Source organism: Methylobacterium sp. XJLW, from assembly GCF_003254375.1.
GTDB lineage: Bacteria > Pseudomonadota > Alphaproteobacteria > Rhizobiales > Beijerinckiaceae > Methylobacterium > Methylobacterium fujisawaense.
This window is the reverse complement of record NZ_CP016429.1, coordinates 2285085-2309957: the sequence shown is the minus strand read 5'-3', so window position 1 is coordinate 2309957 and position 24873 is coordinate 2285085. Positions and strand designations below refer to the sequence as shown.

Annotated in this window: 25 protein-coding genes and 1 tRNA gene; 6 read left to right on the top strand and 20 right to left on the bottom strand. The window is 73.0% G+C overall.

What is annotated here, in order from left to right:
- Positions 1-92: 92 nt before the first annotated feature.
- Positions 93-701, bottom strand: coding sequence for an aminoacyl-tRNA hydrolase (gene pth, locus A3862_RS10645; RefSeq protein ID WP_111473571.1), 609 nt, complete (start codon positions 699-701; stop codon positions 93-95).
- Positions 702-1003: 302 nt separating this feature from the next.
- On the opposite strand from pth, the gene A3862_RS10640 reads away from it, so the two are divergent.
- On the top strand, positions 1004-1234 hold the full coding sequence (locus A3862_RS10640; protein WP_043387836.1) for a hypothetical protein: 231 nt from the start codon (positions 1004-1006) through the stop codon (positions 1232-1234).
- A 72-nt stretch (positions 1235-1306) separates the two neighbouring features.
- Here the strand turns inward: A3862_RS10640 and A3862_RS10635 are convergent, their stop codons facing one another.
- Positions 1307-3532 (bottom strand): FUSC family protein, encoded by a 2226-nt coding sequence (locus A3862_RS10635; protein ID WP_442919055.1) that lies wholly within the window; start codon positions 3530-3532, stop codon positions 1307-1309.
- 175 nt (positions 3533-3707) lie between these two features.
- Here A3862_RS10635 and A3862_RS10630 point away from each other — a divergent pair.
- Together A3862_RS10630 and A3862_RS10625 are read left to right on the top strand one after the other, a co-directional pair.
- Positions 3708-3784 (top strand) — tRNA-Arg (locus tag A3862_RS10630).
- Positions 3785-4109: 325 nt separating this feature from the next.
- Positions 4110-4397, top strand: a complete 288-nt coding sequence (locus tag A3862_RS10625; protein WP_043351475.1) for a hypothetical protein — start codon at positions 4110-4112, stop codon at positions 4395-4397.
- 186 nt (positions 4398-4583) lie between these two features.
- Here A3862_RS10625 and A3862_RS10620 read toward each other — a convergent pair whose 3' ends face one another.
- Positions 4584-5303, bottom strand: a complete 720-nt coding sequence (locus tag A3862_RS10620; protein WP_043759495.1) for a helix-turn-helix transcriptional regulator — start codon at positions 5301-5303, stop codon at positions 4584-4586.
- Between the two features lie 94 nt (positions 5304-5397).
- Here A3862_RS10620 and A3862_RS10615 point away from each other — a divergent pair, with 94 nt between their 5' ends.
- Entirely contained in the window at positions 5398-6009 is a 612-nt protein-coding gene (locus A3862_RS10615) for a glutathione S-transferase family protein (RefSeq protein ID WP_043759496.1), read from the top strand.
- A 1120-nt stretch (positions 6010-7129) separates the two neighbouring features.
- Here the strand turns inward: A3862_RS10615 and A3862_RS10610 are convergent.
- Positions 7130-7291 carry a YqaE/Pmp3 family membrane protein gene (locus A3862_RS10610; RefSeq protein WP_085987713.1) on the bottom strand — a complete coding sequence of 54 codons (162 nt, stop codon included), beginning with the start codon at positions 7289-7291 and terminating at the stop codon, positions 7130-7132.
- A 200-nt stretch (positions 7292-7491) separates the two neighbouring features.
- Complete coding sequence (locus A3862_RS10605) at positions 7492-9000, bottom strand: glucosamine inositolphosphorylceramide transferase family protein (RefSeq protein ID WP_043759498.1); 1509 nt, start codon at positions 8998-9000, stop codon at positions 7492-7494.
- A gap of 524 nt (positions 9001-9524) precedes the next feature.
- Here A3862_RS10605 and A3862_RS10600 point away from each other — a divergent pair.
- On the top strand, positions 9525-10358 hold the full coding sequence (locus A3862_RS10600) for an outer membrane protein (protein WP_043756327.1): 834 nt from the start codon (positions 9525-9527) through the stop codon (positions 10356-10358).
- A gap of 738 nt (positions 10359-11096) precedes the next feature.
- On the opposite strand, the gene A3862_RS10595 is transcribed toward A3862_RS10600, so the two are convergent.
- On the bottom strand, positions 11097-13208 hold the full coding sequence (locus tag A3862_RS10595; protein ID WP_043759500.1) for a putative bifunctional diguanylate cyclase/phosphodiesterase: 2112 nt from the start codon (positions 13206-13208) through the stop codon (positions 11097-11099).
- Positions 13209-13558: 350 nt separating this feature from the next.
- Positions 13559-13855: a hypothetical protein gene (locus A3862_RS10585; RefSeq protein ID WP_236952738.1), complete on the bottom strand. Its 297-nt coding sequence runs from the start codon at positions 13853-13855 to the stop codon at positions 13559-13561.
- A gap of 95 nt (positions 13856-13950) precedes the next feature.
- Between A3862_RS10585 and A3862_RS10580 the strand changes: the two genes are divergently transcribed.
- Positions 13951-14322: a hypothetical protein gene (locus A3862_RS10580; protein ID WP_043386687.1), complete on the top strand. Its 372-nt coding sequence runs from the start codon at positions 13951-13953 to the stop codon at positions 14320-14322.
- A 50-nt stretch (positions 14323-14372) separates the two neighbouring features.
- Here the strand turns inward: A3862_RS10580 and A3862_RS10575 are convergent, their stop codons facing one another.
- From A3862_RS10575 to moxJ, 13 genes are all read right to left on the bottom strand, one after another.
- Entirely contained in the window at positions 14373-15065 is a 693-nt protein-coding gene (locus A3862_RS10575) for a response regulator transcription factor (RefSeq protein WP_078947215.1), read from the bottom strand.
- Positions 15062-15583, bottom strand: a complete 522-nt coding sequence (locus tag A3862_RS10570; protein ID WP_043759501.1) for a hypothetical protein — start codon at positions 15581-15583, stop codon at positions 15062-15064. The genes A3862_RS10575 and A3862_RS10570 overlap by 4 nt, the downstream gene beginning before the upstream one ends.
- Entirely contained in the window at positions 15580-16521 is a 942-nt protein-coding gene (locus tag A3862_RS10565; protein WP_043759503.1) for a YncE family protein, read from the bottom strand. The genes A3862_RS10570 and A3862_RS10565 overlap by 4 nt, the downstream gene beginning before the upstream one ends.
- Before the next feature lie 8 nt (positions 16522-16529).
- On the bottom strand, positions 16530-17084 hold the full coding sequence (locus A3862_RS10560; protein WP_043386677.1) for an SRPBCC family protein: 555 nt from the start codon (positions 17082-17084) through the stop codon (positions 16530-16532).
- A 2-nt stretch (positions 17085-17086) separates the two neighbouring features.
- Positions 17087-18130, bottom strand: a complete 1044-nt coding sequence (locus tag A3862_RS10555; protein WP_111473570.1) for a vWA domain-containing protein — start codon at positions 18128-18130, stop codon at positions 17087-17089.
- Positions 18127-18756, bottom strand: coding sequence for a hypothetical protein (locus A3862_RS10550; protein WP_043386674.1), 630 nt, complete (start codon positions 18754-18756; stop codon positions 18127-18129). Before A3862_RS10550 ends, A3862_RS10555 begins: the two co-directional genes overlap by 4 nt.
- Positions 18753-19832 (bottom strand): vWA domain-containing protein, encoded by a 1080-nt coding sequence (locus A3862_RS10545; RefSeq protein ID WP_111473569.1) that lies wholly within the window; start codon positions 19830-19832, stop codon positions 18753-18755. Before A3862_RS10545 ends, A3862_RS10550 begins: the two co-directional genes overlap by 4 nt.
- Positions 19833-19836: 4 nt before the next feature.
- Positions 19837-20781: a nonribosomal peptide synthetase MxaA gene (locus tag A3862_RS10540; protein ID WP_182592692.1), complete on the bottom strand. Its 945-nt coding sequence runs from the start codon at positions 20779-20781 to the stop codon at positions 19837-19839.
- Positions 20782-20783: 2 nt separating this feature from the next.
- Positions 20784-21638: a DUF58 domain-containing protein gene (locus tag A3862_RS10535; RefSeq protein ID WP_111474332.1), complete on the bottom strand. Its 855-nt coding sequence runs from the start codon at positions 21636-21638 to the stop codon at positions 20784-20786.
- Positions 21635-22666 (bottom strand): AAA family ATPase, encoded by a 1032-nt coding sequence (locus A3862_RS10530; protein ID WP_043386668.1) that lies wholly within the window; start codon positions 22664-22666, stop codon positions 21635-21637. Before A3862_RS10530 ends, A3862_RS10535 begins: the two co-directional genes overlap by 4 nt.
- Positions 22667-22857: 191 nt before the next feature.
- Complete coding sequence (locus A3862_RS10525; protein ID WP_043759513.1) at positions 22858-23148, bottom strand: methanol dehydrogenase [cytochrome c] subunit; 291 nt, start codon at positions 23146-23148, stop codon at positions 22858-22860.
- A gap of 86 nt (positions 23149-23234) precedes the next feature.
- Positions 23235-23822, bottom strand: a complete 588-nt coding sequence (gene moxG / locus A3862_RS10520) for a cytochrome c(L), periplasmic (RefSeq protein WP_043759515.1) — start codon at positions 23820-23822, stop codon at positions 23235-23237.
- Positions 23823-23902: 80 nt separating this feature from the next.
- Entirely contained in the window at positions 23903-24811 is a 909-nt protein-coding gene (gene moxJ / locus A3862_RS10515; RefSeq protein WP_043759517.1) for a methanol oxidation system protein MoxJ, read from the bottom strand.
- Between the last annotated feature and the right edge of the window lie 62 nt (positions 24812-24873).

Genomic DNA, 24873 nt, shown 5'->3' with positions numbered 1-24873 from the left:
AGGCAATCGAACCGCCGACAGCCGGGCTTGTGGCGCACGGCCTTCATCGGACCCTCTCGCCCGCCCCGATATCCCGTCCCCGCGGGGGCGTGTCAATTTCGGGCGCCCAGCGTCTTCACCTCGTCCCAGCCGCGGCCGGCCATGGCGAGGTGGACCTTGTTCTGGAAGCTCGCATCCTCGCCGGCGGCGAGCAGGGCGGCGTGGTCGGCCACGGCCCGGCAGAGATCGTCCACCCAGGGCAGCTCGGCCTTGCCGAAATCGTTGAGCACGTAGGCATGCACCAGCGCCTTGTCGCCGGGATGGCCGATGCCGAGCCGCACCCGGCGGTAGTCGTTGCCGCATTGGGCGGTGATCGAGCGCAGGCCGTTATGGCCGGCATTGCCGCCGCCGAGCTTCACCCGGAGCTTGGCGGGGGCGAGGTCGAGCTCGTCGTGCAGCACGATCACGTCGGAGAGCGGAATCTTGTAGAAGCGCTGCGCCTCCGAGACGGCGCGGCCGGACTCGTTCATGAAGGTCGAGGGCTTCAGGAGGATCGCCCGCTCCGGGCCCAGCACCACCTCGGCGGCCTCGCCCTGGAAGCGGTGGCGGAACGGGCTCGCCCGGTGCTGGCGGGCGATCGCGTCGACGGCGAGGAAGCCGATATTGTGCCGGTTGCCCGCATAGCGTGCGCCCGGGTTTCCGAGGCCGACGATCAACTTCATGTCAGAGGGTTCCGCGGGACTCCGTTCGGCGCGGTCTGTGGCACGCTTCCGCGCGGGACGCACCCCCGAGCCGGGTCCGGCCCGACCGGAGCGATGGGCCGGCCTCCGGGCCCGGGCCGTCTCCGTCGTGCGCCAGCGCACGGCCTCGGCCGAACCCGAAGCAGAATATCCTCGTTGAGAGGTCACATTCGGCCAAGCAAAGCCCGAGTGATCAAGACCGCCGACCCGACGATCTTCCTCACGCGACACGGTTGACCGGATGACTTCCCGCTGAAGTCGTACGAAGACACCAGGAGATCATCATGACCGTCCGCATGCTCGCTGCCGCCGCCCTGGTCGCCGCGGTCGCCACGCCCGCCCTCGCGCAGGGCCTGGATTCGAAGCACTCGCCCTACCCGGCCTCGGCCTATTCGGGCTGGGTCGGCAACGGCGCCGTCCTGCATCGGGACGCCGCCGGTCCCGCGCGGGCGGCCGCCTACCGCTACAGCGGTCCGCATGCCGGCGGCCCGGCCAACGCCCTGCCGCGGTTCTGACGGGCGGACGGGCCCGCGGGCTCCGCGGGCCCCGATAACCGGCGGTGATCGGGGCACGGGACCGGCGGACTCTCAGGTGTGAGGGACGGGCCGGTCGGCAAGGCCGGTGGCGCCGCTTGCCGGACCCGGCACCGCGCCGACGGCCGCCGTCCCAGCCCGGATCTCTCCAGGGCGCAGGGTTCCCACCAGAAGATCGACCTGGCTGACGAGACGCACGAGCGATTGCCCGCGATCCAGCGCCGGCCGCTCGGGCACGGGCCTGTCCGCGCCCAGGGCCGCCAGGGTTGCGGTGATCCAGGCCCGCCAGGGCTCGGCCTCGGGGGCGGCCGCCTCCGGGGCGTGCCGCAGGACGATGAGCCGGGCGCTGATCCGGCGCAGGGTCGCGTCGGCCACCAGGGCGGATTCCACCTCCGGGTGGCTGCCGGCCCGGGGCTGCTGCAGGGCGCGGGAGAGCGCCGCCTCCAGATCGTTGAGGGCGAGGCCGGCCTCGCGGCTCTGCGCCGCGATCGCGGTCTCGCGGCCCTCGCCGGGCGGCGCGCGGAGCACCGCCTCGGCGAGACCGGCCTGGGCCTTGAGCGCCCGGCGCAGTTCCTGCCGGACCTGATCGGGCTCCCAGATCGGCCACAGCACCAGGCAGCTCGCCACCGCGATCACGCCGCCCAGCACCGTGAAGCCGCCCCGCATGGCGACGATCTCCCAGGAGCTGTGGCCGGGCTCCAGCAGCTCGACCAGCAGCACCACGAGGGGGGTCAGGCAGGTGACGAAGAAGCCGTAGGAGATCTGGCGCGCCGCGAAGCCGACGATGCTGAGCACGAGGATCAGCCCGGCCTCCGCCAGGGGGCTCGTGGCGTAGTAGGCGAGCACGGCGCCCACGAGGCCGCCCAGCACCGTGCCGCCGATCCGCTCCAGCGCCCGCTGCCACGTCGCCGCGTAGAAGGGCTGCATGGTGAGCACCACGGTCATCACCAGCCAGTGCGTGAAGGCGCCCGCATAGGTCAGGGTGGCGGCGAGCGCCGGGGCCGCGACCGCGCTCGCCCGCAGGGCGTGCCGAAGATTGGGCGAGGCCAGGGTGAAGTTCTGACGCAGCGGCCCGACATAGCGGGTCCAGCGGTCGAGGCTGCCGCCCTCCGTGAGCGTGCCGCCGGGGCGATAGCCCTCCGGGGTCGACAGCTTGGCGCCGATCCGCACGCGCCCGACGATCCGTTCGGCGAGGCGGGCGAGGGTCGGATCCTCCGACAGCCCCTCGGCCACGCGGGCGATGGAGTGTTCCAGACGGTCGAGGTCGAGGTTGACGTCGTCGCGGATCGCCCGGGCGATGGTCACCAAGAGGGGGCGCAGGCGCCGCAGGAAGACCTTGGCGAGGGCCCGGCGGCGGGCATCGGGACGGCTGTCGATCAGCTCGCCGACGGCGATCAGCGCGGAAAAGATCTGCTCGGCGCTCTCCAGGCGCAGCAGGGCCTGGGCGGTGCGGTCCGAGACGCGCTCGCGGGAGCGGGCGAGGTCGAGGATCATGGTCCGGGCGGTCTCGATGCTCGCCCGCACGCCCCGCCGGTGGCCCCGCGCGTGGCCGTCGAAGGCGGCCGTGTCGGGTTCCGGCAGGACGACGAGCCGCTCGAGGTCGCCGCAGAGCCGGGCGAGGTTGTGCCAGACCTCCGCCACCGCCCGGTGGGCCGGCCGGTACGGGTGCAGCCGCCAGATCACCAGGGCCAGGAACGTCGCCCAGAGACCGCCGGCCGCGAACATCAGCGCGGTGACGGCCGCCTGCTCCGGGGTCAGGGGCCGGTCGAGGGCGATGCACAGCACCACCACGAGCACGTTGCCGGCCGACTGGGCCTGAACGCTCCAGACGCGGGCGTACGAGCAGGCGAAGATCAGCGCACAGGCGACCGGGACGACCACCGGCAGGCCGAGGGGCTGGATCAGGCCGAGTCCGGCCCAGAGCAGGCCGCCCAGGACCGAGAAGGCGGTGAGGACCCGCAGGCGGGCGCGCATCGGGCCGCCGTTGTCGCAGAAGCAGGCGAGGTTGGCGGCGAGCGCCATCGTCAGCAGCGGCGCCCACTGGATCCAGATGTTGAGGAGGATGACGACGCCGAACGCGAAGGCGGCGCGCACGCCCTCCACGAGCCGGACGTTCCGGAGGTCGAGGCCCGTCGGCAGGCGCCGCAGGTCCGAGCCGGGCCGGTTCAGGCTGCCCCGACCCGCGGCGTTCCACCGGCGCCGGGCCGGCCCAGGGGGCGAAGCTGTGGGACTCGGCGCGGGCAACCTCGGTCTCCGGACGGGGGCGCGGTGCCCCGGCATGAACCGCGCCCCGGCCTGTCCGGATCCGCAGCGTCGCGCAACCCCAATCCGGATCCGCTGCACGATCCAGACGTCCACATCGTCACCGCCGATGTGAACCCGGGGGCGGCGGACGTCTTCGTCTCGCGCTTGACCCCCGGGCGAGCCCGTGGCTTCTGGGGCCGCTTGGCATCCTGACTCCGTAGCTCAGCTGGATAGAGCAGCCGCCTTCTAAGCGGCAGGTCGTAGGTTCGAGCCCTACCGGGGTCGCCAGCAACTTGCCCGCTGCGGGGATGACGGAGCGGGTTTCACGGTGCCGCAGCGTCCTCCTCCGCGTTCACGGCACCGACGCGATCTCGACGCCGCGGAACTCACCGCCATCCGAGCAGCACGACGAAGCCGGAAAACGTGAGGGCGGAGGCCATGAGGGCGAACGGAACGATATCCATGAGGGCCGCGTAGCGGCGAGCCGCAGGCTCGGCCATCGGGCGTTCGGCCGCTGCGGCACGATCACCGCCGCTCCGGCCATCCTGGTTCGAACCGAAGAGCGCTCTGGACCGTTGATGGCCGTTCAGCGTGACCGTTCGAAGAGCCTCCCATGGACCGCCCCCGCCGCGTCGGCCTGCCCTGGTACGCTCCGGAGCGCTACGCGGAGTTGCGCGCGCGCTTGGCGGATGGCGCCAAGCTGCCGCCCGACTATGAGACGTGGCGCGTCGCCACCGAACAGATGGAACGCGAGGTGCAGCGCAGCGGCGTAGAGGTCGTGCGCGTGCCGATCGAGCCGGAGATCTTCGCCGCGTGGTGCGAGCGGGCCGGGCTTCAGAGAGATGCGGCGGCGCGCGCCCGATACGCCGCCGCGGCACTGGCGGCCGACTGGGCGATCTGAGGAGCGCGGCGGCGTCCCAAGGGCGATCCATCGCGCCGCCCCCGGGCGGCGCGGGCGCAGTTCGGCCAGCGCGTGACAGCCGGGCGGGCGACGGGGGCGATCGCGGCGCGACCCGGATCGCGTTCGGAACGCCAGGGGGCGCCCGCCCTCGACGGCGGGTGGCCGCAAGCCGGGATCCCGACGCCTTCACGTCACGACCTGCGTCGGCGCGTGCGGACCCACCGGCCGGCCCGACAGGCTCCGCTTCCACCGGGCGCGCAGGACGGCGGGCCGGAGGCCGTGCCGCTCCTCCAGGAAGTCGGGGTCCGTGATCCGGTCGGTGCGGAAGTGCCGGAATTCCCCGCGCAGCTCGCACCAGCCGGCCAGCATCCGTGCCTGATCGAAGAACCCGACGATCACCGGCCAGATCACGCGCCGGCTCGGATCGCCGCGCGCATCGCGGTAGTCGATGCGGATCTTGCGGCCCTCGCGGATCCAGGCCCGGGTCCGCGCGACATCGATCCCGTCCGCGGTCTGCGTGAAAGCCGGCGGCGTACCGATCGAGGGATCGGCGATGAACGGATGCAGGCGCTCGGGCACGACGGCGGTGATCTTGGCGATGAGATCGCGCGCCGCCTTGGCGAGGACCGGCTCGCCCCGGCCCGCAACCCATTGCGCGCCGAGGACCGCCGCCTCGATCTCGTCGGGTGTCAGCATCAGCGGCGGCATGTCGAAGGTCTCGCCCAGCACGTAGCCGAGCCCGGCCTCGCCCAGGATCGGCACGCGCTGGCCGACGAGATCGGCCACGTCCCGATAGACCGTGCGGGCGGACACCTCCAGCTCCCGGGCGAGCTCGGCGGCGGTCACCGGGCGCGGCGCACGCCGCAGGATCTGGATGATCTGAAACAGCCTGTCGGCGCGGCGCATCACTCGACTCCTGCTGACAGGATGCTGTCAGCAGGGTGGTCCTACAAGCCTCCCGTCGCGGCCATCCCGCCCGCCGTGACGAAGGAACCGCGCCATGATCACCCTGTATCACGCCCCGCAATCGCGATCCTCACGCATGATCTGGCTGCTGGAGGAGCTGGGCGTTCCCTACGCCATCGAGCCGGTCTCGATCTTCCGGCCGATGACGGGGGAGGGCGTGCCGGATGCCGCCAACCCGCATCCCGACAAACGCGTCCCGGCCCTCCTGCACAACGGCGTGCTGGTCGCGGAGTCCCTGGCCATCGTGCTCCATCTGGCGGAGCACTTCCCCGAAGCGGGGCTGGCGCCGGCGATCGGCGACCCCGATCGCGGCGCATACCTGACTTGGCTGGCTTGGTACGTGGCAGAGTTCGAGCCTGCCCTGTTCGCCGGCATGGCGGGCGAGCTCCCGGGATCGCCGCAGAAGCGGCGCGCCCACGAGGCGGTGGTTCGCCGCCTCGAAACCGCCCTGGCGCGCGGCCCCTACGCGATGGGTGAGAGGTTTTCCGGCGCCGACATCCTCATCGCCAGCGCGCTGGGCTTCGGCCGCGCCGCGTTCCCGGCCAGCGAGGCCTTCGAGGCCTATCTGGAACGCTGCCGAGCGCGACCGGCCGCCCTCCGCGGTGCGGCGCGGGACGGTGCCTCCGGTCCGCAGCAGGGTGCCTAGGGCGCCCTCCGCCGAAGCGGATGCCGGTTCTGTGGAGGGGCCGGCGCCAGAAGGACGGACCGAGCCCGCACCGCGCCGGCGTGCAGCGCGGTGCGGGCTCCGCCGGCCATCGCCGCGCAGACGATGTGCGGGGGCGCCCTCCACCGCGGGTGTTTCAGGACACGCCGGACCTGAATGCTTGAGCTTACATCAGGATCACACCGCGAACGCCGCCGCACAGCTGATGGAGATGACGATGACCTGGACGAACCGCATCACGATCGCCGCCACCCTGATCGCGGGCGCGATCGCGCTGGTCACCTACGCGCAGGCTTTGAGCCTTCCCGCGCATTTCGCATAGGACGGACCGGCGGGACGGCCGACCGCCGCATCCCGGCCCGCGCCGGGGCAGGCTCAGCCGTGTCGCTGAACCTGCGCCGAACGGTTCCGCAATGCAACGTGACGCATCGCACCGCACGCGCCCGGCCGATCCGGCATCATCGTTGCAGTTGGTTTTCCCGGGCCTTTGAAGGCCCGCCGCGTGATGAAAGGAGTGCACGACATGGTTCTGAAGGGCTTTTCCTACGCGATGATCGGCGCTTTCCTGGGCGGCCTCGCGATGACGGTGACCGGCTCGGCCGGCGTCCTGATGGGCTTCTGAGCGACGGAGACTGGCAGCCCGCGAGGCTGCCCTGGCGACGGTCTTCGCGGGCGGCGGGGTTCTTGCCCCGCCGTCTTCGCGTTCGGGGACCGGGCAGATCGCGGCACCGCCGCGCACGCAGCCAACTTCCAGTCGCCGGCCGGCCCAGCGGGATCCGGCAGGCGCATAACGGCCGGGCGCAGTGCACCGCTCCCAATCGACGGTAAAGCGAACCGGAATCCCGCCGGCATGCGGGATCGGGCCCGACAGTCCCTCACCGTGCGAAGCGGATCGTCGGTTCGAGACCGCCGGGGTCGGCACGCCGCCGGCCGCCTCGGCCGGTCTCCCGAGGCTCGGGCCGGCCGCTGGAGCCGAGTCCGAGCATCAGGCCGGTCACGTCCCTCGGTGGGATCGCTCGGATCGATCCTTCCGCGACGGTGCGGCCTCCATCGATCTTCGGGCGTAAGGCGGGCCGGTCCGCAACCGGCCCGGCGCTGTCCGTCAGGCCGCCTCCCTCCGGGTCACGACCAGGGCCCAGATCGTCGCCGGGATCCATCCGATGATCGTCAGGTGGAGGATGATGCAGAGGATACCCTGAAGCACCTTTCCGCGCAGGAACATGGCGAGCCATGGCGCGAGAAAGCAGATGAGGATCATGATCATGGGGGTGACGTGTCTCCGGGTTCGTGAGCGAACACGGAAAGCGCCGGCTGGTTCCTGGGGGCCGGGCCTCCGCCGCGACACGCATCGGATTGAGGTCCCGGATCGAGGCCCCGGGGCGTAGGGCGGATGCCGGTTCGGCGCAGGACTTGTGAGAACGGGCATCCGACGCCGTGCCGGTTCGCCCGGGGCCGGGTGCGGCTCTAGGCGCCGAGCCGCGCCCTGAGGCGCGAAGCCCGGCCGGATCCGTCGATGCACTCGATGCCGCCGCCCGCGTTGAGCGTGTGGAGACAGCTGCCGGGCCAAGCCGGCCCGGGCTCGATCCGGCCGAGGACGGTCTGGGCGAACCCATCTTGGTCCAGGCGGTCGATCCGCGCCAGCGACAGGGCGCGGCCGTAACCGTGGGCGCAATCCTGAACCGGACGGATCAGGCGCCCGCCGCGCGCGACGATCCGGCCCGCGGGCCGCGCGAACGAGGGGTCGACCAGAACGGGATTGGCCGGATGCGGCACGTACGGTCCCCGGAAGTCGGGGGCCGACCAGAGATACAGCGCGTCGTGGTGGCACCCCGATCCCGCCGGGGCGCCGGGGGGGGCGTCGCGCACGGTGGCGAAGAGCCACCAGCGGCCATCCTGTTCGAGGAGCGTCGCGTCGCTCGCGACCACGCCGGAGAGGAGCGTCGCTTCCTTCACCCAGCCGCCGGGGTAGCGCGTCGCCCGGTAGAGGTCGACCGTGCCCGCCGCGGAACTCTCCGGCACCATCCAGACGGCGCCCGCCCGCGCGAACACGAACGGGTAGGAGAGGTGATACGGCTCCTCCAGCACGGGGATGGGCGCCCCTACGGGACCGTCCGGCCCGAAGCGGACGGCCGAGATGATCGCCTTGCCGGTCGCGTGCGGGAATTCCTCGACGAAGACGTGGGTCGTCCCATCGGCGGCGAGCGGGAACGGGTCGGCGTAGAAGCGACGGCCGTCGTCGGGCAGGATCTGCCATCCCCCCTCGGGATGGCGCCCCAGGTCGATGAGATCCGGCCCGCGCAGAACCCGCCATCCGGTGCGCCAGTGCGGCGCGTGATAGCACAGCCTGTACAGGCGGCCGACGAGACTGCGGGCCAGAAGCCGCGCCGGTCGGGACGCCCGGATCCGCGCCGGGCGCGCGGGCCCGGCGGCCGCCGGGGCCGGGGTCTCAGCCGCGGCGCGGCCCGCCAATCGGTCCCGCAGCGCGGCGGCGACCAGCGTGGTCGTGCGCACCAGCGCGTCCTCGAACGACAGCGCGATGGAGCCCCGGTAGTCCGATCCGAGGCGTCCCGAGACCAGGACGGTGTCGCCTTCCAGCAGGTCGAGGCGCGGCACGCGGCCGGCGAGCAGGCTCCCGAGCAGGCCGGTCTCGCCGAAGCCGCCATCGTAAGCCACCCGCCAGACCGGGCAGCGGGCGACCGCATCGCCACACAGGTCGAGCAAGAGGTCCGGGGCCGCGGGATCGGTCCAGGCGGCCAAGTCCGCCGGCGGCACAGGCGCCGACCCGTTCGGGGCCACCCGGAAGATCAGGGATTCCAGCCGGAACAGGAGGTCGGCCTGGACCGGCCAACCGTCCGGGCCGGGTGCGGCCTCGACACTGACGGCTTCGATGCCGGGCAGGCCCGAGAGTCGCGTCAGCAGCGCGACGTGCCAGCGGCGCGGGTTCGCGCCGTCGAGGCGAACTCTCACATGCATGGCAGCCGGGTTCCTATCGATGGGTCGCTCGAGACAATGACTGTCGATCCCGTCTATTTTCCCGCTGGTAACGGGAGTGATAACTTTGGGCGGCCCATAGGATTTACCGTCGATCGGCTGCCGGACAGCGGCGAGGGTGCCGAAACCCGATCATCCGCGCGGAGCGCGATTGCCGGCGACTGGCTCGGCGGCCGGGTCCGGAATCCCGCGGGATCGATCGCGAGTGTCAGGCCCGGCCCAGGCGGCGCCCTCCTCCCACGAGGCCGGCCGGCCGCGCAGGGGCACCTGTGGCTCGACAGCCACAGGTGCGGGCGTAGGCACAGTGCGATGCAACCAAAACGCCTTCACATTGTTCTCGCGCGCGCTCGCGGTATGAGCGATGTATTTCGGCACGTCGGCGAATCTTGAGGGATGATTTACTATGGCATTGCCCGCCATCGACGGGCGGTGTGTCCGTAAAACTACAGCCATTTTCGTCGATGATCGGTAGCCATACGTCCAGATCGAAATTTGGACCTTACCTGATGACCAAGCTCCTGGCCTCGCTGGCTGCCTTCACCGCTCTGACCGCCGCCGCCTCGGCCGCCGACCTGCCGCGCCGCGCCGCCCCGCCGCCGGTCTTCACCCCCGTCCCGGTCTTCACCTGGACCGGCGCCTACTTCGGTATCAACGCCGGCTACGCCTTCGACGCCAGCGACCGCAATACCGGCAACACCTTCGCCGTGCCGTTCCCCTACGCCGCTCCCGGCACCGTCGCCTCCTTCCGCAACCGCAGCCAGGACGGCTTCTCCGGCGGTGGCCAGATCGGCTACAACTGGCAGCTGACCCCCGGCTCCGGCGTCGTGTTCGGTATCGAGGCGGACGCCCAGTACCTCGACTTCGGCCGTAACCGGAACAACGCCTTCGTCGCCGGCGCGCTGGCCCCCGGCTACTACGTCACCGACCCGCGCGGCCTCTCCAGCCTCGACTTCTTCGGCACCGTCCGCGGCCGCCTCGGCTACGCCTTCGACCGCACCCTCGTGTACGGCACCGGCGGCTTCGCCTACGGCTCCGGCAGCGCCGACCGCTCCTTCGGCGGCTACGCCGGCAACGACAGCTTCCGCACCGGCTGGGCCGTCGGCGGCGGCGTCGAGTACGCGCTCCCCACCGACTCCTTCCTGAACTTCTTCCGCTCCTCGGCCGTGACGCTCAAGGTCGAAGGCCTGTACGTCAACCTCGACCGCAACACCCGCAACCAGGGCGCGTTCGTCATCAACGCCGCCAACAACTTCCCCGTCGTCTACAGCGGCATCGGCCGCCGTTCCGACGAGTTCGCCGTCGTCCGCGCCGGCCTGAACTACAAGTTCGGCTCCTACTAAGACCGCGCCGCGGCGGCCGGATCCCGACCGCCGCGCCAAGCCGAGCTCGCAAGGGGCCGCGTCCGAAAGGACGCGGCCCCTTCGGCGTTCGGAGGCCGTCGCGTCTGCGACAGGCCGGACTTTCCACGGCCTCAACCGAGGAGCGCTGTGAACCAGGGCCGGGCGACCTCGGAGCGGGTGGCGCGCCCCGGATGGCTTCGCTGCGCGCGTGAAACCTGGACGCCGGCGTCGTCCGAGCGCTTCACGCGGAATCCGTATCGGACCGCCCGCCGGGCGTGCGGCGCGTCGAGAGCCTGTGCGGCCCGGTCCGCAGCCGATTCTCTATTGGTCAGAGCCGGGGGATCAGCCGATCGCCCAGAAGAGCGGCAGGGCGCCCGCCAGGAACAGCGCGGAGGAGATGAGCACGGCGACGCGCTCGCGATGACGGAGGATGAGGGCGTGGGGCTGGGCGAACATGCGATGAGGGCGCTGGGTGAGCCGGATCGACGGTGCGCGGTCATGCTGGCCTCCGAACCTTGACGGATCGGGGGCAGGTCACGTCATCCACAGGCGGTCGTCGTCGGGTGTCGCGGCCGCGCCACAGAGGCCGGCGCGGCGCCCGCGGTCCCGGCGGACCCCGGAACGCGTCGAGGCCGCAGGGCGGCTATCGCCGCCGTGGGACGCCGGCCGATCGGGCGGCCCGATCCGGCCCCGCATCGACCGTCCGGGCTCCGGGCCGTCGTCGATCCGCAGCGTGCCTCAGGCGACGGCCGCGTCCGGGCGGCCCGGTGCCACGAAGCCTTCGCGCGCACCGATCTGCTCGGCGAAATGCTCGATCGGCTGCGGCTTGCTGATCAGATAGCCCTGGGCCTCGTCGCACGCCTCCGCGGCCAGGAAGCGCATCTGCGCATCCGTCTCGACGCCCTCGGCCACGACGCTCATCCCCAGGCTGCGGCCGAGCCCCAGGACCGCGCGCACGATCACAGCGGCCTGCGCGCTGACCTCGACATGGCCCACGAACGACCGGTCGATCTTGATCTTGTCGAAGGGGAACGCCTGCAGCGTCGCCAGCGACGAGTAGCCCGTCCCGAAATCATCCATCGCGATGGAGATGCCGAAGGCCTTCAGCCGACGCAGGATGCCGAGCGCCCGCGCCATGTCGTTGATGATCAGGGTCTCGGTGATCTCGAGTTCGAGCCGCGTCGGCGCCAGGCCCGTCTCGGTGAGGATGGCCAGGATGCGCTCGGGCAGATCCGCTTGCTGGAACTGGCGCGGGGACAGGTTCACCGCCACCTTCAGCGGACGGGACCACCGCGCCGCCTCCCGGGAGGCAGCGCGCAGCACCCACTCCCCCAGCAGCAGGATCAGGTCGCTCTCCTCCGCCAGCGGGATGAAGGCATTCGGCGGCACCAGCCCGCGGGTCGGATGCTCCCAGCGCACCAGCGCCTCGAACCCGACGAGCCGGCCGGTGGCGGTGCTCACCTGCGGCTGGTAGTGCAGGATGAGTTCGTCGCCCTCGATCGCCTGGCGCAGATCCCGTTCCAGGTCGCGCCGGGCCGCCTCGGCCTCGTCCATCGTGGGCTCGAACACCCGATGGGTGTTCCCGCCCTCCGCCTTCGCCCGGCAGAGAGCGAGATCGGCGCGCCGGAACAGCGTCTCGCTATCGGGACCGTGGCCGGGCGCCTGCGCGATGCCGACGCTCAGGCCCACCTTCAGCCGCTGCTTGCCGAAGCGGATCGGCGCCTGCACCGCCGCGATGAGGCGCGCCGCCAGGGTCTCGGCGTGGGCGGGATCGCCCGCATCGGCCACCAGCACGGCGAACTCGTCACCGCCGAGGCGCGCCACCATGTCCTCGGCCCGCAGCACCGCGCGGATGCGATGGGCCACCGCCCGGAGCAGGAAATCCCCGGCCGCGTGGCCGAGGCTGTCGTTGACGGCCTTGAAGCGGTCGAGGTCGAGGCACAGCACCGCGCAGGCGCCGCCGTGGAGATGCAGGTCGGCGAGCCGGATCTCCAGCCGCTCGTAGAACAGCGCGCGGTTGGGCAGGTCGGTGAGGCCGTCGTGGCGCGCCATGTGGGCCACCTGCCCCTCGGCCGCCTTGCGGGCGCTGATGTCGATCTGCGTGCCGATGAAGCGCAGGGCGCGGCCATCCGCGGCGCGGGCCACGACCTTGCCGCGGGTCATCATCCAGGCCCAAGTGCCGTCCTTGCGCCGCATGCGGTGCTCGCACGCGAAGGTCGGCGCCCGCCCGCTCAGATGCTCGATCAGGGCCCGCTCGGCCGCGCCCGCATCCTCCGGGTGGAGCAGGGCCCGCCACGTCTGGGCGTGGCTCGCCAGCTCGCCGGGCTCGTAGCCCAGCACCCCCCACCAGCGATCCGAGGACCACGCCTCCCCGGTCGTGAGATCGCAGTCCCAGAGCCCGTCACTGCCCGCGTCCTGCGCCAGGGCGAGGCGCGTCTCGCTGACCTGCAGCGTCTCCTCGGCCCGCTTGCGCGCGGTGATGTCCGTGAAGGTCCGCACCGCCCCGCCATCGGGCAGCGGCACGGTGCGGATCTCCAGCACGGTGCCGTTCGGGCGCTCGCGCTCGTAGGTGTGGGCGCGGCGCTCCAGCCCGCGCGCGGCCACCCAGCGCCGCAGGGTCTCGCACGCCGCGCCGAACTCCCCCTGCGCGATCTGATATTGCCGGACGGCCTCGAAGGTCGGGCGGGTCCGCATCAGCGCCGGCGGCAAATCGAGCAGCGTAAGGGCGCGGGCATTGCAGACCTGAACGACGCCGGCGGCGTCGATCATCATGAGTCCCTGGTCCATCGTGTCGAGGACGGTGTCCAGAAGCTTCGCCTTCTCCCGCAGCGCGCCCATCCCACTGTTCATGTTCCGGGGATCCCACTCGTCCGCCTGCGCGAACGTACTGCTGGACGGTGCACGCTCCCACCAAGCGGGACTTTAGCAACGGGGAGCTTTCCGGATTCTTTCCGGAAGACCTGATTTCAATTGCTGCGTGTAATCCCGGAGGCGGATGGAGCACGGCTCCGCGGGCGTCCGGCGCGCCGCATCGGCCCTTGCCGGGCCGCCCGCGGAGCTTTCCGATACGCGGACCGCAGGCGGACCGCAGGCGGACCGCAGGCGGACCCGGGCTGAAGGTGGTCAGGGATCACGGCCGGATCCTAACCTTCGCGGCCCCCGGGATGTCGGCGGCACCGCAGGCCAGCGCGGCCGGCCGCTCACTCGCCTTCGTCCCGGACGAGGGAGATGCAGGCCCGCACCATCTCTTCGAGCCTGAGTTCCTTCGTGTCACCGATATTGGCGGTCTCTTCCAGACACCGCATGAAATACGCTTCGTCGAGTTTGGGCGACAGCGTGTGGAAGGCCCGGCCCATCCGGCTGGAAAAATCGATCTTGTCGGTCATGCTCGCCCGCGGCCACAGCGAGGCCTTGTCGTCCATGGTCAGGCGGGCGGCATCCGCCGGCAAGGTCCCGCAGGTCAGAGCAATTAAGACGATTATAAGCTTGGTCTGCATTGTAAATCCCCGATCCTGCGGCATAACCCTGCGTGACTCTGCGCAGCGGTGACGGTGGACGGACGCGCTGCTCTTCGAACAGGATGAGAGAAGCCATGCGCGTGGTCCGTCTGTCCGGTCTGGTCTCGGCCGGCCTCCTTCTGAGCCTGCTGACGGCCCAGGCGCAGACCCAGACCCAGGACCCATCGGCCGGCGACCCGCGGCGCAACCAGGCGGCGAAGCTCGCCGGGCTCGCCGGATTCGTGAACCTCGAATGCCCCGGCCTGCGGAGCGATCCCGCGCGCCTCAAGCAGACCGTCGAGGCCCTGGGCGTCGATGCCGCCAGCCTGGAGACCGGCGACCTGCACCTGATCGCGACCCGGTACATCGCGGCCTACCAGAAGGACGTGGCGGCGAATTGCCGGAAGGCCGAGGCGACGTTCGGGCCGCAGGGATCGATCATTCCCGGCCTGATCGTGCCGCGGTAGCCCCGGCCCGCTGTCGGCGGCGCTGTCGGACGCGCTGTCGGCTGCCCGCCTCACACCGGCCGCCCGTCCCGCGACAGGGCGATGCGGAGGAGGTCGGCGAGGCTGCCGGCGCCGAGCTTCTGCTTCATGCCCGAGACGATGGCCGACACGCTTCGGTGGCTCATCGACAGGCTGTCGGCGATCGCCTCGTTGGACTTGCCCGCCCCCAGCAGCGACAGGACCTGAACCTCCCGCGCGGTCAGGCGCGCGAGGGGCGAGTCCAGCAGACCGGCATTCAGCATGGCGATCTTGGTCGCGACCTCGTGCGGCAGGTAGCTGTGCCCGGCCGAGACGGCCGCCAGCGCCTCGTGGAAGCGCGTCACCGCCGTGTCCTTCAGGACGAAGCCATGCGCCCCGCCCTCGATGGCGCGGGCGACGATCACCGGGTCGTCGTGCATGCTGAAGGCGAGGATCCGGGTCGCCGGCTCCAGGGCCCGCACCCGGCGGATCAGCGACAGGCCGGAGAGGCCCTGGTCGCGGAAGCCGAGGTCGGTCACCACCAGCCCGGGACGGTGGCGGTGGAACGTGCGGTATCCCGACACCACGTCGGCGGCCTCGTGGACCGCCCGGACGCCGGCATCCTCCGCGAGGTGGCGGAAGCCGCGCCGCACCACCGGGTGGTCGTCGACGATCAGCACCGCGTCGAGGATGGCCGCACCGTCCCCCCCCGCCGGCCAATCGGCCGAGGCCCGGGCGGCGCTCACGGCGTGCCCTCGAGGACCGGATGCGGGGCGGCGAGGCGCGCCAGCGCGGCCGCATGGTCGGCCCCCTGCATCCGCGCGTTGTAATAGTGCTGGCACATCTCGCCGTAGAGGCTCTTGCGGCGCCCGCGTTCGGCCGCGATCCCGCCGAGCCCGTCGAGGATCGCGCCGTAGCCCTCGCCGATGCCGGCCTCGGCCAGCATCTGGCCGAGCTGGACGGTGCGGTTGGCGATCATGCGCGGATCCTCGATGAAGCCGTCGCGGGCCCGGGCCAGCGCCGCCGCCATCGCGCGCACACGGGGCTCGTCGGCCGGCAGGGCCTTGCCGGCCTCCCGGCCCGCGAGCCAGCGGGCCGGGTCGGTCCCGTCGGTCGGCGCGAGCCAGGCCGGCAGGGTGCCCTCGGCGGTGGTGGCGACCACCCCGCCCGCGGCGTCGCCGCGCTCGTCCGAGTCCCGGTTGCAGGCGCCGAGGGCCAGCAGGACCAGGCCGGACGCGATCCGGATGCGGCAGGCCCGTCTCATCGCGCGGGCTCCCCCGGCGCCAGGACCGTGCGCGGGCCCTCCGCCACCTTGATGCGCGCCGTCTCGCGCCACGTGGCGAGATCGATCACCGATACATCGTCCGAGAACCAGTTCGCCACGTAGGCCCGCGGACCGACCACCGCGATGCCCTCGGGATAGGGCCCCACCGCCACGGTGGCGACGATCTCGAGCCGGGCCGCATCGATCACCGTCACGGCGGCGGCATGCTGGTTGGTGACCAGGATCCGGCTGCCGTCGCCGGTGACCGCGACGCCGTAGGGCATCCGGCCGGCCGGAACCGTGGCACGAGCCCGCAACGTCGCCGTGTCGATCACCGTGAGGTCGCCGCTGCGCACGTTGGCGACGTAGAGGCTGGCCTCGTCCGGCGCGAGCGCCAGGGCGAAGGGCGCCTCGCCGGTCGGGACGACGGCCACGCGGGTCATCGTCCCCGTGTCGATCACGCTGACCTGACGGCTCTCGCGGTCGGCGACGTAGAGCCGCCCGCGCCGGTCGAGGACGAGATGGGCCGGTTCGTGCCCCACCGCCGCGGTGCCCTCGACGGCGCCGGTCGCCGCGGAGATCCGCAGCACGCGGTCGCCCGACCAGTCGCCGACGAACAGGTGCGCGCCGTCGGGGCTCGCCGCGAGGCCGAAGGCCTGGCCGGGGACGGGCAGGCGGCGGGGCGGCTTGCCGGGCTCGACGACGGTCACGGCGCGCCCGTCCGGGTGGGTGAGATAGAGGCGGCCGGCCCGGTCGGCGGCCGCCGCCACCGGCGCCGGCCCGAGCGGGATCCGCCCGGCCACGGTCCCGGCCTCGATCCGCGCCAGCTCGGCCCCCTGCTGGCTGACGACCCAGACCGGGTCGGCGGAGGCGGACGCGCCACCGGTCCCGGTGGCGGCCGCGAGCGCGAGCGTCGCGATCAGCCGGAGGTGGCGCATGCGGGGCCTCAATGGGTCGTCCGGCCCTCGACGGCCGCCTTCAGCCCCTTGAGCCCGTCCGCGAAGTAGCGGTTCATCGCCGTGCGCCCGGCCTCGTCGCTGAGGTTCTCCGGCGGCTCGTTGCCGGTGTCGCCCCGGTAGAAGCGGCCGATCCACGACACCTTGGAGCCGGTCCCGTCCGGGGTCACCGTGAGGGTCGCCGAGTAGGAGGAGACCGGGAGCGCCTTCAGGTCCGGGTCGGACATCCGGTACGAGTAGGTCCGGCCGTCGGCCAGCCACTCGTCCAGCCCCTCGACCAGGGTGCCGCCGGCCTTGAGGGTCACCCGGCGGGTCGTGCCCTCGACATTGCCGCCGCTGGCCTCGGCCTTGGCCACGTCGGGGTGCCAGCGCCCGATGCCGCCGAAATCGCCCACCACCTTCCAGACCGCGTCCGGGGGCGCCTGGATGGTGATCGACTGGTCGATCTTCTGCGGCGTCGGCCCGTGGGCCAGCGCCGCGCCGGCGAGGCCGACGACGGCAAGGCCCGCGGCGACGGCCGGGACGAGGGCGAGGGGCATCCGCATGGTCAGGTCCTGATCGGTCCGGTTGGAACGAGGGTTGGAACAGGGTGGGCCGCGCGCCCGCGGCGCGCGCGCTGGACGAGGGCGAGGGGGTTCGCCAGGAGGGCCAGGAGCGTCAGCCCCAGGGACGCCGCCAGGAGGGCGGGGCGCGGGTCGAGGCGGCCGGGCAGCGGGCGCGGCGTCGCCGCGGCGCGCAGGGGGGCGGCCAGGCCGCCCGGCCCGTCGAGATGGGCGTAGCCGAGGCCGGTCTCGGCGGCGAGGCGCTTCAGATAGGGTTCGCGGACCGCGGAGAGGTGCTCGCTGCCATGGGCCGCCTGGGCGCCGAAGGGGGCGTTGCGCGGATTGTAGCCCTCGCGCGATTCCGCGTCGGCCGGGGGCGGCCCGGAGCGGTTCTCCTGCTGGACGTCGCTCTCGCCCAGGAAGCCCGCCGGCCGGCCGCGATCGTCGAAGCGCGGGATCGGCGACAGGCCGTAGCCGCCCGCGCCGACGATCAGCCCGCGCACCGCGCCGGGCTTGCCGTCGAAGGTCGGGCCGCCGGAGGCCGGCAGGGGCGGCGTCTCCTGGCCGTCGGTGAGGAACAGGAGGTCGGCGTCGATCTCCCCCGCCATGGCGATCGACCGGAAGAGGCCGGCCGCGATGCGGCTGTCCCCCTCCCAGGCCATGCGCGGATCGAGGGCCGCGATGGCGCCGTCCAGCGGCGCGAAATCGGCGCAGACCTCGACCGGCGTGAACAGCAGGAACGGCCGCCGGTCGGTGAACAGGCCGAGCGCCACCCGCGAGCCGCAGGGGAGGTCGGGCAGCATCGCCCGCAGCGCCGCCTTGACGGTCTCGAGCCGGCTCACGGATCCCGCGGCGGCGGGATAGTCGCGCACCGCCATGCTGCCGGTGATGTCGACCACCGCCAGCACCGACACGCCGGTGCGGGTGAACGGGATCGGCGGGGCGACGAGGGCTGCCAGCGCCAGCACCAGGGCGGCCGCCAGGACGCGGAACCGCCCGTCGCGCAGGTTGCGGGCGACGAAGGGGGGCAGGACGCGCCGAGGTCTCACGGGCCGCCCCGCGGCTGGCCGGGGATGTCGGTCCAGATCTTCTTCGGTTCGGCGCGCAGCTCGTCCCCGGTCTTGCGGTCGAATTCCGGGTAGTCGCGCACGAGGCGCGAGGCGACGTCGAGATTGTACTTGGCGTCCCAGAATTCGGGCCGGGCCTGGAGGGCGCGGCGGTAATCCTGCCGCGCCAGCGTCACCTGGGGCGCGGCCTTGTCGAGATCGCCGCGGCCGATCAGCACGAAGGCCTGCCGCATCCGCGCGTTGCCGATGACGTACCGCGCCCGGGCCGCCTCCCGCACCGCGCCGGCGCGGTCGAGGGCGTCGAGGAGGGGTTCTGTCTCGCCGAGACGGTCCCGGGCGGCGAGGAAGCCGATCCGCGCCACCAGGAGGGCCGGCCGCGCATCCGGGTCGACCGGCCGGTCGCGGCCCGCCTCCAGGGCGGCGATCCGGTCGTCGTCGCGCGCGGCGCTCCAGCCCGAGACGGCGAACCACAGGGCGGCGGCCGCGAGGACCAGCGGCAGGGCGACCAGCAGGGCCGGCCGGACCCGGCGCCAGGCCGCGGCCACGCCGAGGCGGGGGAGGGCAGCGCGGCGCGGGGCCGGGCCGTCGAGGAGGGCGCCGGAGCTCATGCCGCCCTCCGCGGCGCCGCGCCCGCGGCTTCCGTCGCCGTCTCCGCCTCCGCCTCCGCCTCCGCCGGCGCATTCGCGAGTTCCGCCTCCACGAGGTCCGCCTCCACGAGCTTGGCGAGGACGAGCACGGCGAGGCCCAGCGCGGCGAGCGCGGCGGCGAGCCCGGTCAGGTCCCGGCGCGGGCGCTCCTCGACATAGGGGATCGGGTCCCGCTCCAGGGCCTCGATCTGCCGGATCGCGGCTTCCACCGCCGCGGCGCCCTCGGCCTCGAAGGCGCGGTAGGGCACGCCGAGGCTCTTGAAGAACAGGTCGAGGTGCCGCTCCGGCGCGGCCTGGGGCGTGTCCTCGCCGGCCGGCCGGTCGGCGATGCCGGGCGAGCCCTTGGTGCGCAGGAACAGCCAGTACAGGTTCGGCCGGATCCGCGCGACGGCGGCGCGCAGCTGGTCCTGGATGCGCGGGTCGATCACCGCGGCGCCGTCGGACACGAGCAGGAGCACCCGCGAGGCGCCGACATCGACCCCGAACTGCGACAGGGCCATGCCGAGGCCGCGGCCGATATTGGTGTAGTCGAGGCCGGGCCGGTCGATGGCGGCGATCGCCGCCCGCACGGCGTCGTGGCGGTCGGTCATCGGCATGACCAGCATCGGCGCGGTGGAGAAGGCCGTCACGGCGAACAGGTCGTGCCCCCGCGCGCCGACAAAATCCGCCAGGAGGCGCCGGGAGGCGGCGGCCTTCGATTCCTCGGCGCCGGAGGGCTGCCGGCCCGCGAAGGTCTCGTTCATGCTGCCCGAGCGGTCGATCAGCAGCGACACCTGCGCGCCGATGCCGAGGCGCTCGATCCGCGCCCCCGTCCGGTAGGGGCCCGCCAGGGCCACGATCAGGCCGGCGATGGCCAGGATGCCGGCGAGCGTCAGCGCCCGGCCGAGCCAGGCCGAGAGGGTATCGGCCGGGGCGGCGGCGACCGCCGGCACGGAGGTCCGGCGCAGGGCCGAGCGGGCCAGCGGCAGCAGCGCCAGCGGCAGCAGCCACAGGGTCCAGGGTTCGGTCGCGCCGAGGCGGGCGAGGAGATCGGTCACGGCGTCACGCGCTCCGCTCCGCCGCCGCGAGGCGGGTCAGGAGCATCTCGGCCTCGGCGAGGGGCCAGGCCGCGCGCGCGGCGGGCAGGCGGCCGCCGAAGAAGGCGAGGCGCGAGGCCTCGAAGAAGCGCGCGAGCCCCTCCGCCTGCCCCCGAAACGCCCCGTGGCGCGCGAGGACGTCCCCGAGATCGTCGGCCAGCACCCGCCGGCCGGCGGTCTGGTCGAGCCCCCGATGCAGGGCCAGCAGCGCCGCCCGGTAGGCCTGATCGGGCTCGGCCCCCGCCCGCTGCCGCCGGAGCACCCGCAGGGCCGTCGCGAAGGGACGGCCGCGCCGTGTCCGGAACGGCCCCCAGGCGCGGTCATGCGCCAGCGCCAGGGCGGCGAGGCCGGCCAGGGTCCCGAGGCCCGCCGCCGCCGCGACATCCGGCCCGGGATCGATCCGGCCGCCGCGACCGTCCGGGCGCAGGTACTCGGCCGGATCCTCGCGCCGCTGCGGCTGCACCTCGCGCAGGGGGGAGACGCCGAGGCTCCAGCCCGGCACCTGGACGGCGGCGGTGGTCAGGCCGGTCGCCGCCTCGCTCGCCAGCGTCAGGGGGAAGCCCGGCACCTCCAGGGTGCGGGCGTCGAGGGCGGCATAGAAGCTCTGGTAGGTGAGGCGCAGGCGCACCCGCCGGGCGCCGGCCACCGTAACGTCGTCGACCGCGACGGCGCGGAGGTCGAGCCAGTAGGTCACCGGACCCGGCTGGGGCAGGGTCGCGCGCTGCAGCCGGAAATCGGGATCGGCCAGGATCTCCACCTGCGCCTCGACGAGGTCGCCCAGGAAGATCCCGAAGGGCCGCGGGCTGCGCACCTCGACGGAGCGCACCTGCGCGGCGGCCGTCCCGGCCGTCAGGGCGAGGGGCGCGGCGAGGAGGCCGGCCAGCAGGAGGGCGGGAACGCGCGCGCCCATGCTCAGGTCGTCATCAGGTGGCGGGTGAGCGCCTGGGCGTCGAAGCGCCCGGCGAGCTGGAAGACCCGGCGGGCGAAGGGCGCGGCGGCGCGCTCCAGGGCGGCGATCCGGTCTCGCTCCCGGGCGATCCAGGCCCGGCGCAGGCTCGGGCGCAGCAGGACCACGCGGCGGCCGCCGCCCTCCAGATCGTCGAGCTCGACGAGGCCGAAGGCCGGCAGCGCCTCCGCCTCGGCGGGGTCGGCGAGCAGGATCGGCACCGTGTCGTGCGGCGCCAGCGCGGCGAAGACCTGGGCGATCAGGGCCTCGGGCCAGCGGAAGTCGGAGGCGAGGAAGACGAGCTTCGGCCGCCCGGCGAGCCGCCGCGCGGCCTCGAGCATGCCGGCGCAGCCGCGACCCGTGCGGGGCGCGCCCGCGACCCGCTCGGCGGCGGCGACGGCCGCGCCCCGGTGGCGGGTGGCGGGCAGGGTGAGGTCGTCGCGCAGGGTCTCGTCGCAGCCGATTAGGCCGAACCCGTCGCTGATCCGGGTCGCCGAGACGGCCAGCGCCCGGCAGAGATCGCCCGTGAGCCGCGTCCGATCCACCGTGCCGCGGAAGCCCATGGAGGCCGAGAGATCGACCAGAACCCAGGTCTCGACCGCGGTCCGCGCCTCGAAGCGGCGGACATGCACCCCCTCGAACGGGTCGCGCAGCGTCGCGCGCAGGTCGATGCGGCGGGCATCCGGCAGTTGCAGGAACGGCACCTGATCGCGGAACGGGCCGGAGCCGCCGGCGTCGCGTCCCCGGTGGAGGCCGGCCCGGCTGCCGCGCGGCCGCCAGCGCGGCAGGTAGACGATGTCGGCCGTGCGCGGGTCGCTCACGGCGCCGGCACCGTCTCGAACGCGGCCCGGCACAGGGCGGGCACGATCGCGCCGCGCTGCAATTCGTGGACGGGTTCGAGGAAGACGCGGTGGGCCATCACCTCGGTGAAGACCGCCCGCACATCCTCCGGCACCAGCCAGTCGCGCCCCTCCAGCCACGCCCGCACCCGGGCGGCGCGCACCAGGAAGGCGACGCCGCGCGGCGAGGCGCCTCCCTGGACGAGGGTGGCGGTGTCGAGGCCCGGGAGCCGGATCCCGGCCTCCGCGGGGCGAACCAGGGCGTCCCAGAGGGCCACCACGTAGGCCTCGATCGACGGCTCCGCCCGGACGGCGTGCTGGATTGCGGCGGCGATGCCGCCGATCCGGGCGTGGTCGAGCACGCCCTCCGCGACCGCGCCGACGAGGGCGTCGGTGTCGTGGAAGCGCGGGTCGAAGACCAGGGTCCGGCGCACCGCCGCGTCCCGGGGCGCCTCCAGGCCGATCTCCATCAGGAAGCGGTCGCGGGCCGCGGCCGGGAGCTCGAAGGTCTCCTCGCGCTCGACGCGGTTGCGGTCGGCGAAGACCTGCAGGTTCGGGAACGTGTAGGTGCGGCCGAAGGCCTGGACGCTGCGCTCGGCCATCAGCCGGAGCAGCAGGGCGTGGACCTGCGGCCGCGCCCGGTTGATCTCGTTGAAGAAGAACACCGAGAGATCTTCGGCCCGGGCCAGGACCGGACCGGGATCGACCCGCGGCCGGCCGTCGGGGCCGAGATAGGTGTGGTAGATCAGGTCGGTCGGCATCATGTCGACCGTGCCCTCGACGCGCTCGTAGGCGCCGCCCAGCGCCCGGGCCACCGCCCGCAGCAGGGTGGTCTTGCCGACGCCGACATCGCCCTCGAGCATCACGTGGCCGCGGGCGAAGATCGCGATCGTCACGAGGCGGATCGCCCGCTCCTGTCCGACCACCGCCTTGGCGACCTCCGCCTCGAAGCGGGCCGCCGCGGCCCGCCAGTCGGTGAGCATCGTGTCTCCGGGACGGAGGGTGTTCATGAGGCGGTGCCTGCGGTGTCGGGCGGGGCGCCGGTACGGTGGCGCCGGGTGTCGATGCGGCGTGTCGGTGCGGCGCGCGGTACCGAGCGTCGCTGCGGGCCGGCGCCGCGGCGCGGGCCGGCCCCAGGACGCCCGATCGGCCGGCCGGATCGGGCGGCCGCGATCCGTTCGACGCGATCCGTTCGACGCGATCAGTTCGATGAGATCTTGGTGACGTCGTACTCGAACTTGCCGGTCTTCTTGGCGTTCTCGATCCGCTTCTTGTTGCGCTCCTCCATCTGCTTGATGGATTCGGCCTGCTTGCTGACCTCCTTCGGGTCGTGCTTGGGATCGTACTTGGTCCCGGCGACCTTCTCGGGGAAGCCGGGCTTCGGCTGCCAGCAATTGCCCGGCGCCTTGCAGGTCTGCCCGTCATAGGCCAGCGCCGGCACCGCGAAGGCCGCCCCCGCGATCAGCATCGCCGTCGTGATCACTGTGCGCATCGTTGATTCCTCCGTCTCTTCCTTGGCCGGCCGGTCGGGCCGTCGGTTCGCCCCGTCTCCCGCGGGGCGCGACTTGCCGAGAACGGCTAGTCCAGCGGCTTGCACTGGCCGGGCACGTCCTTGGCAAAGGTCTCGCCCTCCTTGAAGGGCTTGTAAGTCTTCTTCTGCGCGTCGGTGAGCCACTCGGCATCCTTCACCGGACCCGTGTAGAGATGGCGGATCCAGGCGATGACCTGCAGCATCTCGTCGGGATTGAGATCCTCGTTGTGCGGTCCCATCATGCCGTTGGCCCCGCCCCAGAGGGTCGAGAACAGGCCGACATCGGTCGTGTTCGCCGGGTAGGTCCAGTAATCGTCGTTGAGGCCGGGCCCGACCTTGCCCTCGCCGAGATGGCCGTGGCAGCCGGAGCACGAGGTCAGGAACAGGCTCTCGCCGTTGCGCAGGCAGGACTTGTCGTCGATGTAGAGATTCTTGCCGGTCTGGAAGAAGGTCTTGACCGCCTGCGTGTCCCGCCCGCCCGGCTTGCCCTCGGCCGTGTCCATCGCCTCGCCGGTGATGGTGTTGCGGAAGACGATCCCGGTCTGCGGGCCGGACTGGGGCTGCGCGCGGGCCGCAACGGGCATGGCCACGGCGAGGGTGAGAAGGGCGACGCGGGCCGAACGAACGATGAGCATCTGTTGAGCGGATCCTGATGTCTTGGTCGGTGGCCCGGGCGCGCCGGGCCGGTCTCGGGGGGAGTCGGGGCGGGCGGGGCTCAGTTCGAGGCGACGACCGGCACCCCGTCCTGCTTGAGGATCGCCGCGATGGCGGGCCGCGCCTTCTCGATCCCGGCGTCGAGGGCCTTGCGCAGGGCCTCGTCGTCCTTGCGCACGCCCATCGACTGGTCGAAGACCTGCGGGACCTTGCGGCCGTCGCTGCCGACCGTGTCGGCCGGGACCAGCGTCATGCGCAGGGGCGTCGGGGAATCCTTGACGTAGCGGGCGACGTCGGGACCGAAGGCGACGCCGACATCGGCCTTGTCGTTGGCCACCTCGCTGACGATGCGGGCCGGGTCGATCTGGGTGTACTGGTTGCGCGGCGAGCGGAAGTTCACCAGCGAGTAGAGGTAGGCCATGTCCTCCTCGTAGCGGCCGATATCCTTGAGCATCGCCTCGCCGGGGGAGCCGAAGGGCACCACCATGTGGTCGAGGGTCTTGAGCCGCGGGTCGGACCAGGACTTCACGTCGAGATCCTTGTCGGCGCGCGTGATGAAGACGTAGCCGCTCCGGTAGTACGGCTTCGTGGTCAGCACCCGCGGGTCGTCGCTGTCGAGGCCGACGACCACGTCGCAGGTCCGCTTCTCCAGGCCGTCGCGGACGAGGTAGATCGCGGGCTTCGGCAGCCAGACGAAGACGGGCTTCTTCCCCATCGCCTCCGCGACCGCCACGGCGACGCGGTTCTCGAGCCCCGATCCGTCCCGCATCGAGAGCGGCGGCTGCTTCTCGGAGGCGCAGATGCGCAGGGTCGCGGGGTCGGCCGGCGGGGCGGCCGGGGCCTTGCCGGGATCCTGCTGGATGGCCTGGGCCTCGGATTCCTGGGCCGCCACCGGCCCGGCGGCCAGGGTGGCGAGCGTCAGGACGGCGGCGAAACGGGCCGCCAGGATGCGGGCGCGCGGGCGCGGCATGGACGTTGATCCCTGTTGTCGAAGCGTTTCTTGATGGCGGTCCGGAGGGGCGCGGCCGGGCT

Bases quoted from the DNA above. Each gene is read 5' to 3' on its own strand.
- A3862_RS10640 (WP_043387836.1), top strand. From the start codon at position 1,004: ATGACCGTCCGCATGCTCGCTGCCGCCGCCCTGGTCGCCGCGGTCGCC.
- A3862_RS10560 (WP_043386677.1), bottom strand. From the start codon at position 17,084: ATGCGGATGCCCCTCGCCCTCGTCCCGGCCGTCGCCGCGGGCCTTGCC.
- A3862_RS10615 (WP_043759496.1), top strand. From the start codon at position 5,398: ATGATCACCCTGTATCACGCCCCGCAATCGCGATCCTCACGCATGATC.
- A3862_RS10635 (WP_442919055.1), bottom strand. From the start codon at position 3,532: ATGCCGGGGCACCGCGCCCCCGTCCGGAGACCGAGGTTGCCCGCGCCG.
- A3862_RS10625 (WP_043351475.1), top strand. From the start codon at position 4,110: ATGGACCGCCCCCGCCGCGTCGGCCTGCCCTGGTACGCTCCGGAGCGC.
- A3862_RS10550 (WP_043386674.1), bottom strand. From the start codon at position 18,756: ATGAGCTCCGGCGCCCTCCTCGACGGCCCGGCCCCGCGCCGCGCTGCC.
- A3862_RS10530 (WP_043386668.1), bottom strand. From the start codon at position 22,666: ATGAACACCCTCCGTCCCGGAGACACGATGCTCACCGACTGGCGGGCC.
- moxJ (WP_043759517.1), bottom strand. From the start codon at position 24,811: ATGCCGCGCCCGCGCGCCCGCATCCTGGCGGCCCGTTTCGCCGCCGTC.
- A3862_RS10600 (WP_043756327.1), top strand. From the start codon at position 9,525: ATGACCAAGCTCCTGGCCTCGCTGGCTGCCTTCACCGCTCTGACCGCC.
- A3862_RS10570 (WP_043759501.1), bottom strand. From the start codon at position 15,583: ATGAGACGGGCCTGCCGCATCCGGATCGCGTCCGGCCTGGTCCTGCTG.
- A3862_RS10540 (WP_182592692.1), bottom strand. From the start codon at position 20,781: ATGGGCGCGCGCGTTCCCGCCCTCCTGCTGGCCGGCCTCCTCGCCGCG.
- A3862_RS10585 (WP_236952738.1), bottom strand. From the start codon at position 13,855: ATGCAGACCAAGCTTATAATCGTCTTAATTGCTCTGACCTGCGGGACC.
- A3862_RS10565 (WP_043759503.1), bottom strand. From the start codon at position 16,521: ATGCGCCACCTCCGGCTGATCGCGACGCTCGCGCTCGCGGCCGCCACC.
- A3862_RS10595 (WP_043759500.1), bottom strand. From the start codon at position 13,208: ATGAACAGTGGGATGGGCGCGCTGCGGGAGAAGGCGAAGCTTCTGGAC.
- A3862_RS10525 (WP_043759513.1), bottom strand. From the start codon at position 23,148: ATGCGCACAGTGATCACGACGGCGATGCTGATCGCGGGGGCGGCCTTC.
- A3862_RS10620 (WP_043759495.1), bottom strand. From the start codon at position 5,303: ATGCGCCGCGCCGACAGGCTGTTTCAGATCATCCAGATCCTGCGGCGT.
- A3862_RS10610 (WP_085987713.1), bottom strand. From the start codon at position 7,291: ATGATCATGATCCTCATCTGCTTTCTCGCGCCATGGCTCGCCATGTTC.
- A3862_RS10580 (WP_043386687.1), top strand. From the start codon at position 13,951: ATGCGCGTGGTCCGTCTGTCCGGTCTGGTCTCGGCCGGCCTCCTTCTG.
- pth (WP_111473571.1), bottom strand. From the start codon at position 701: ATGAAGTTGATCGTCGGCCTCGGAAACCCGGGCGCACGCTATGCGGGC.
- A3862_RS10605 (WP_043759498.1), bottom strand. From the start codon at position 9,000: ATGCATGTGAGAGTTCGCCTCGACGGCGCGAACCCGCGCCGCTGGCAC.
- moxG (WP_043759515.1), bottom strand. From the start codon at position 23,822: ATGCTCATCGTTCGTTCGGCCCGCGTCGCCCTTCTCACCCTCGCCGTG.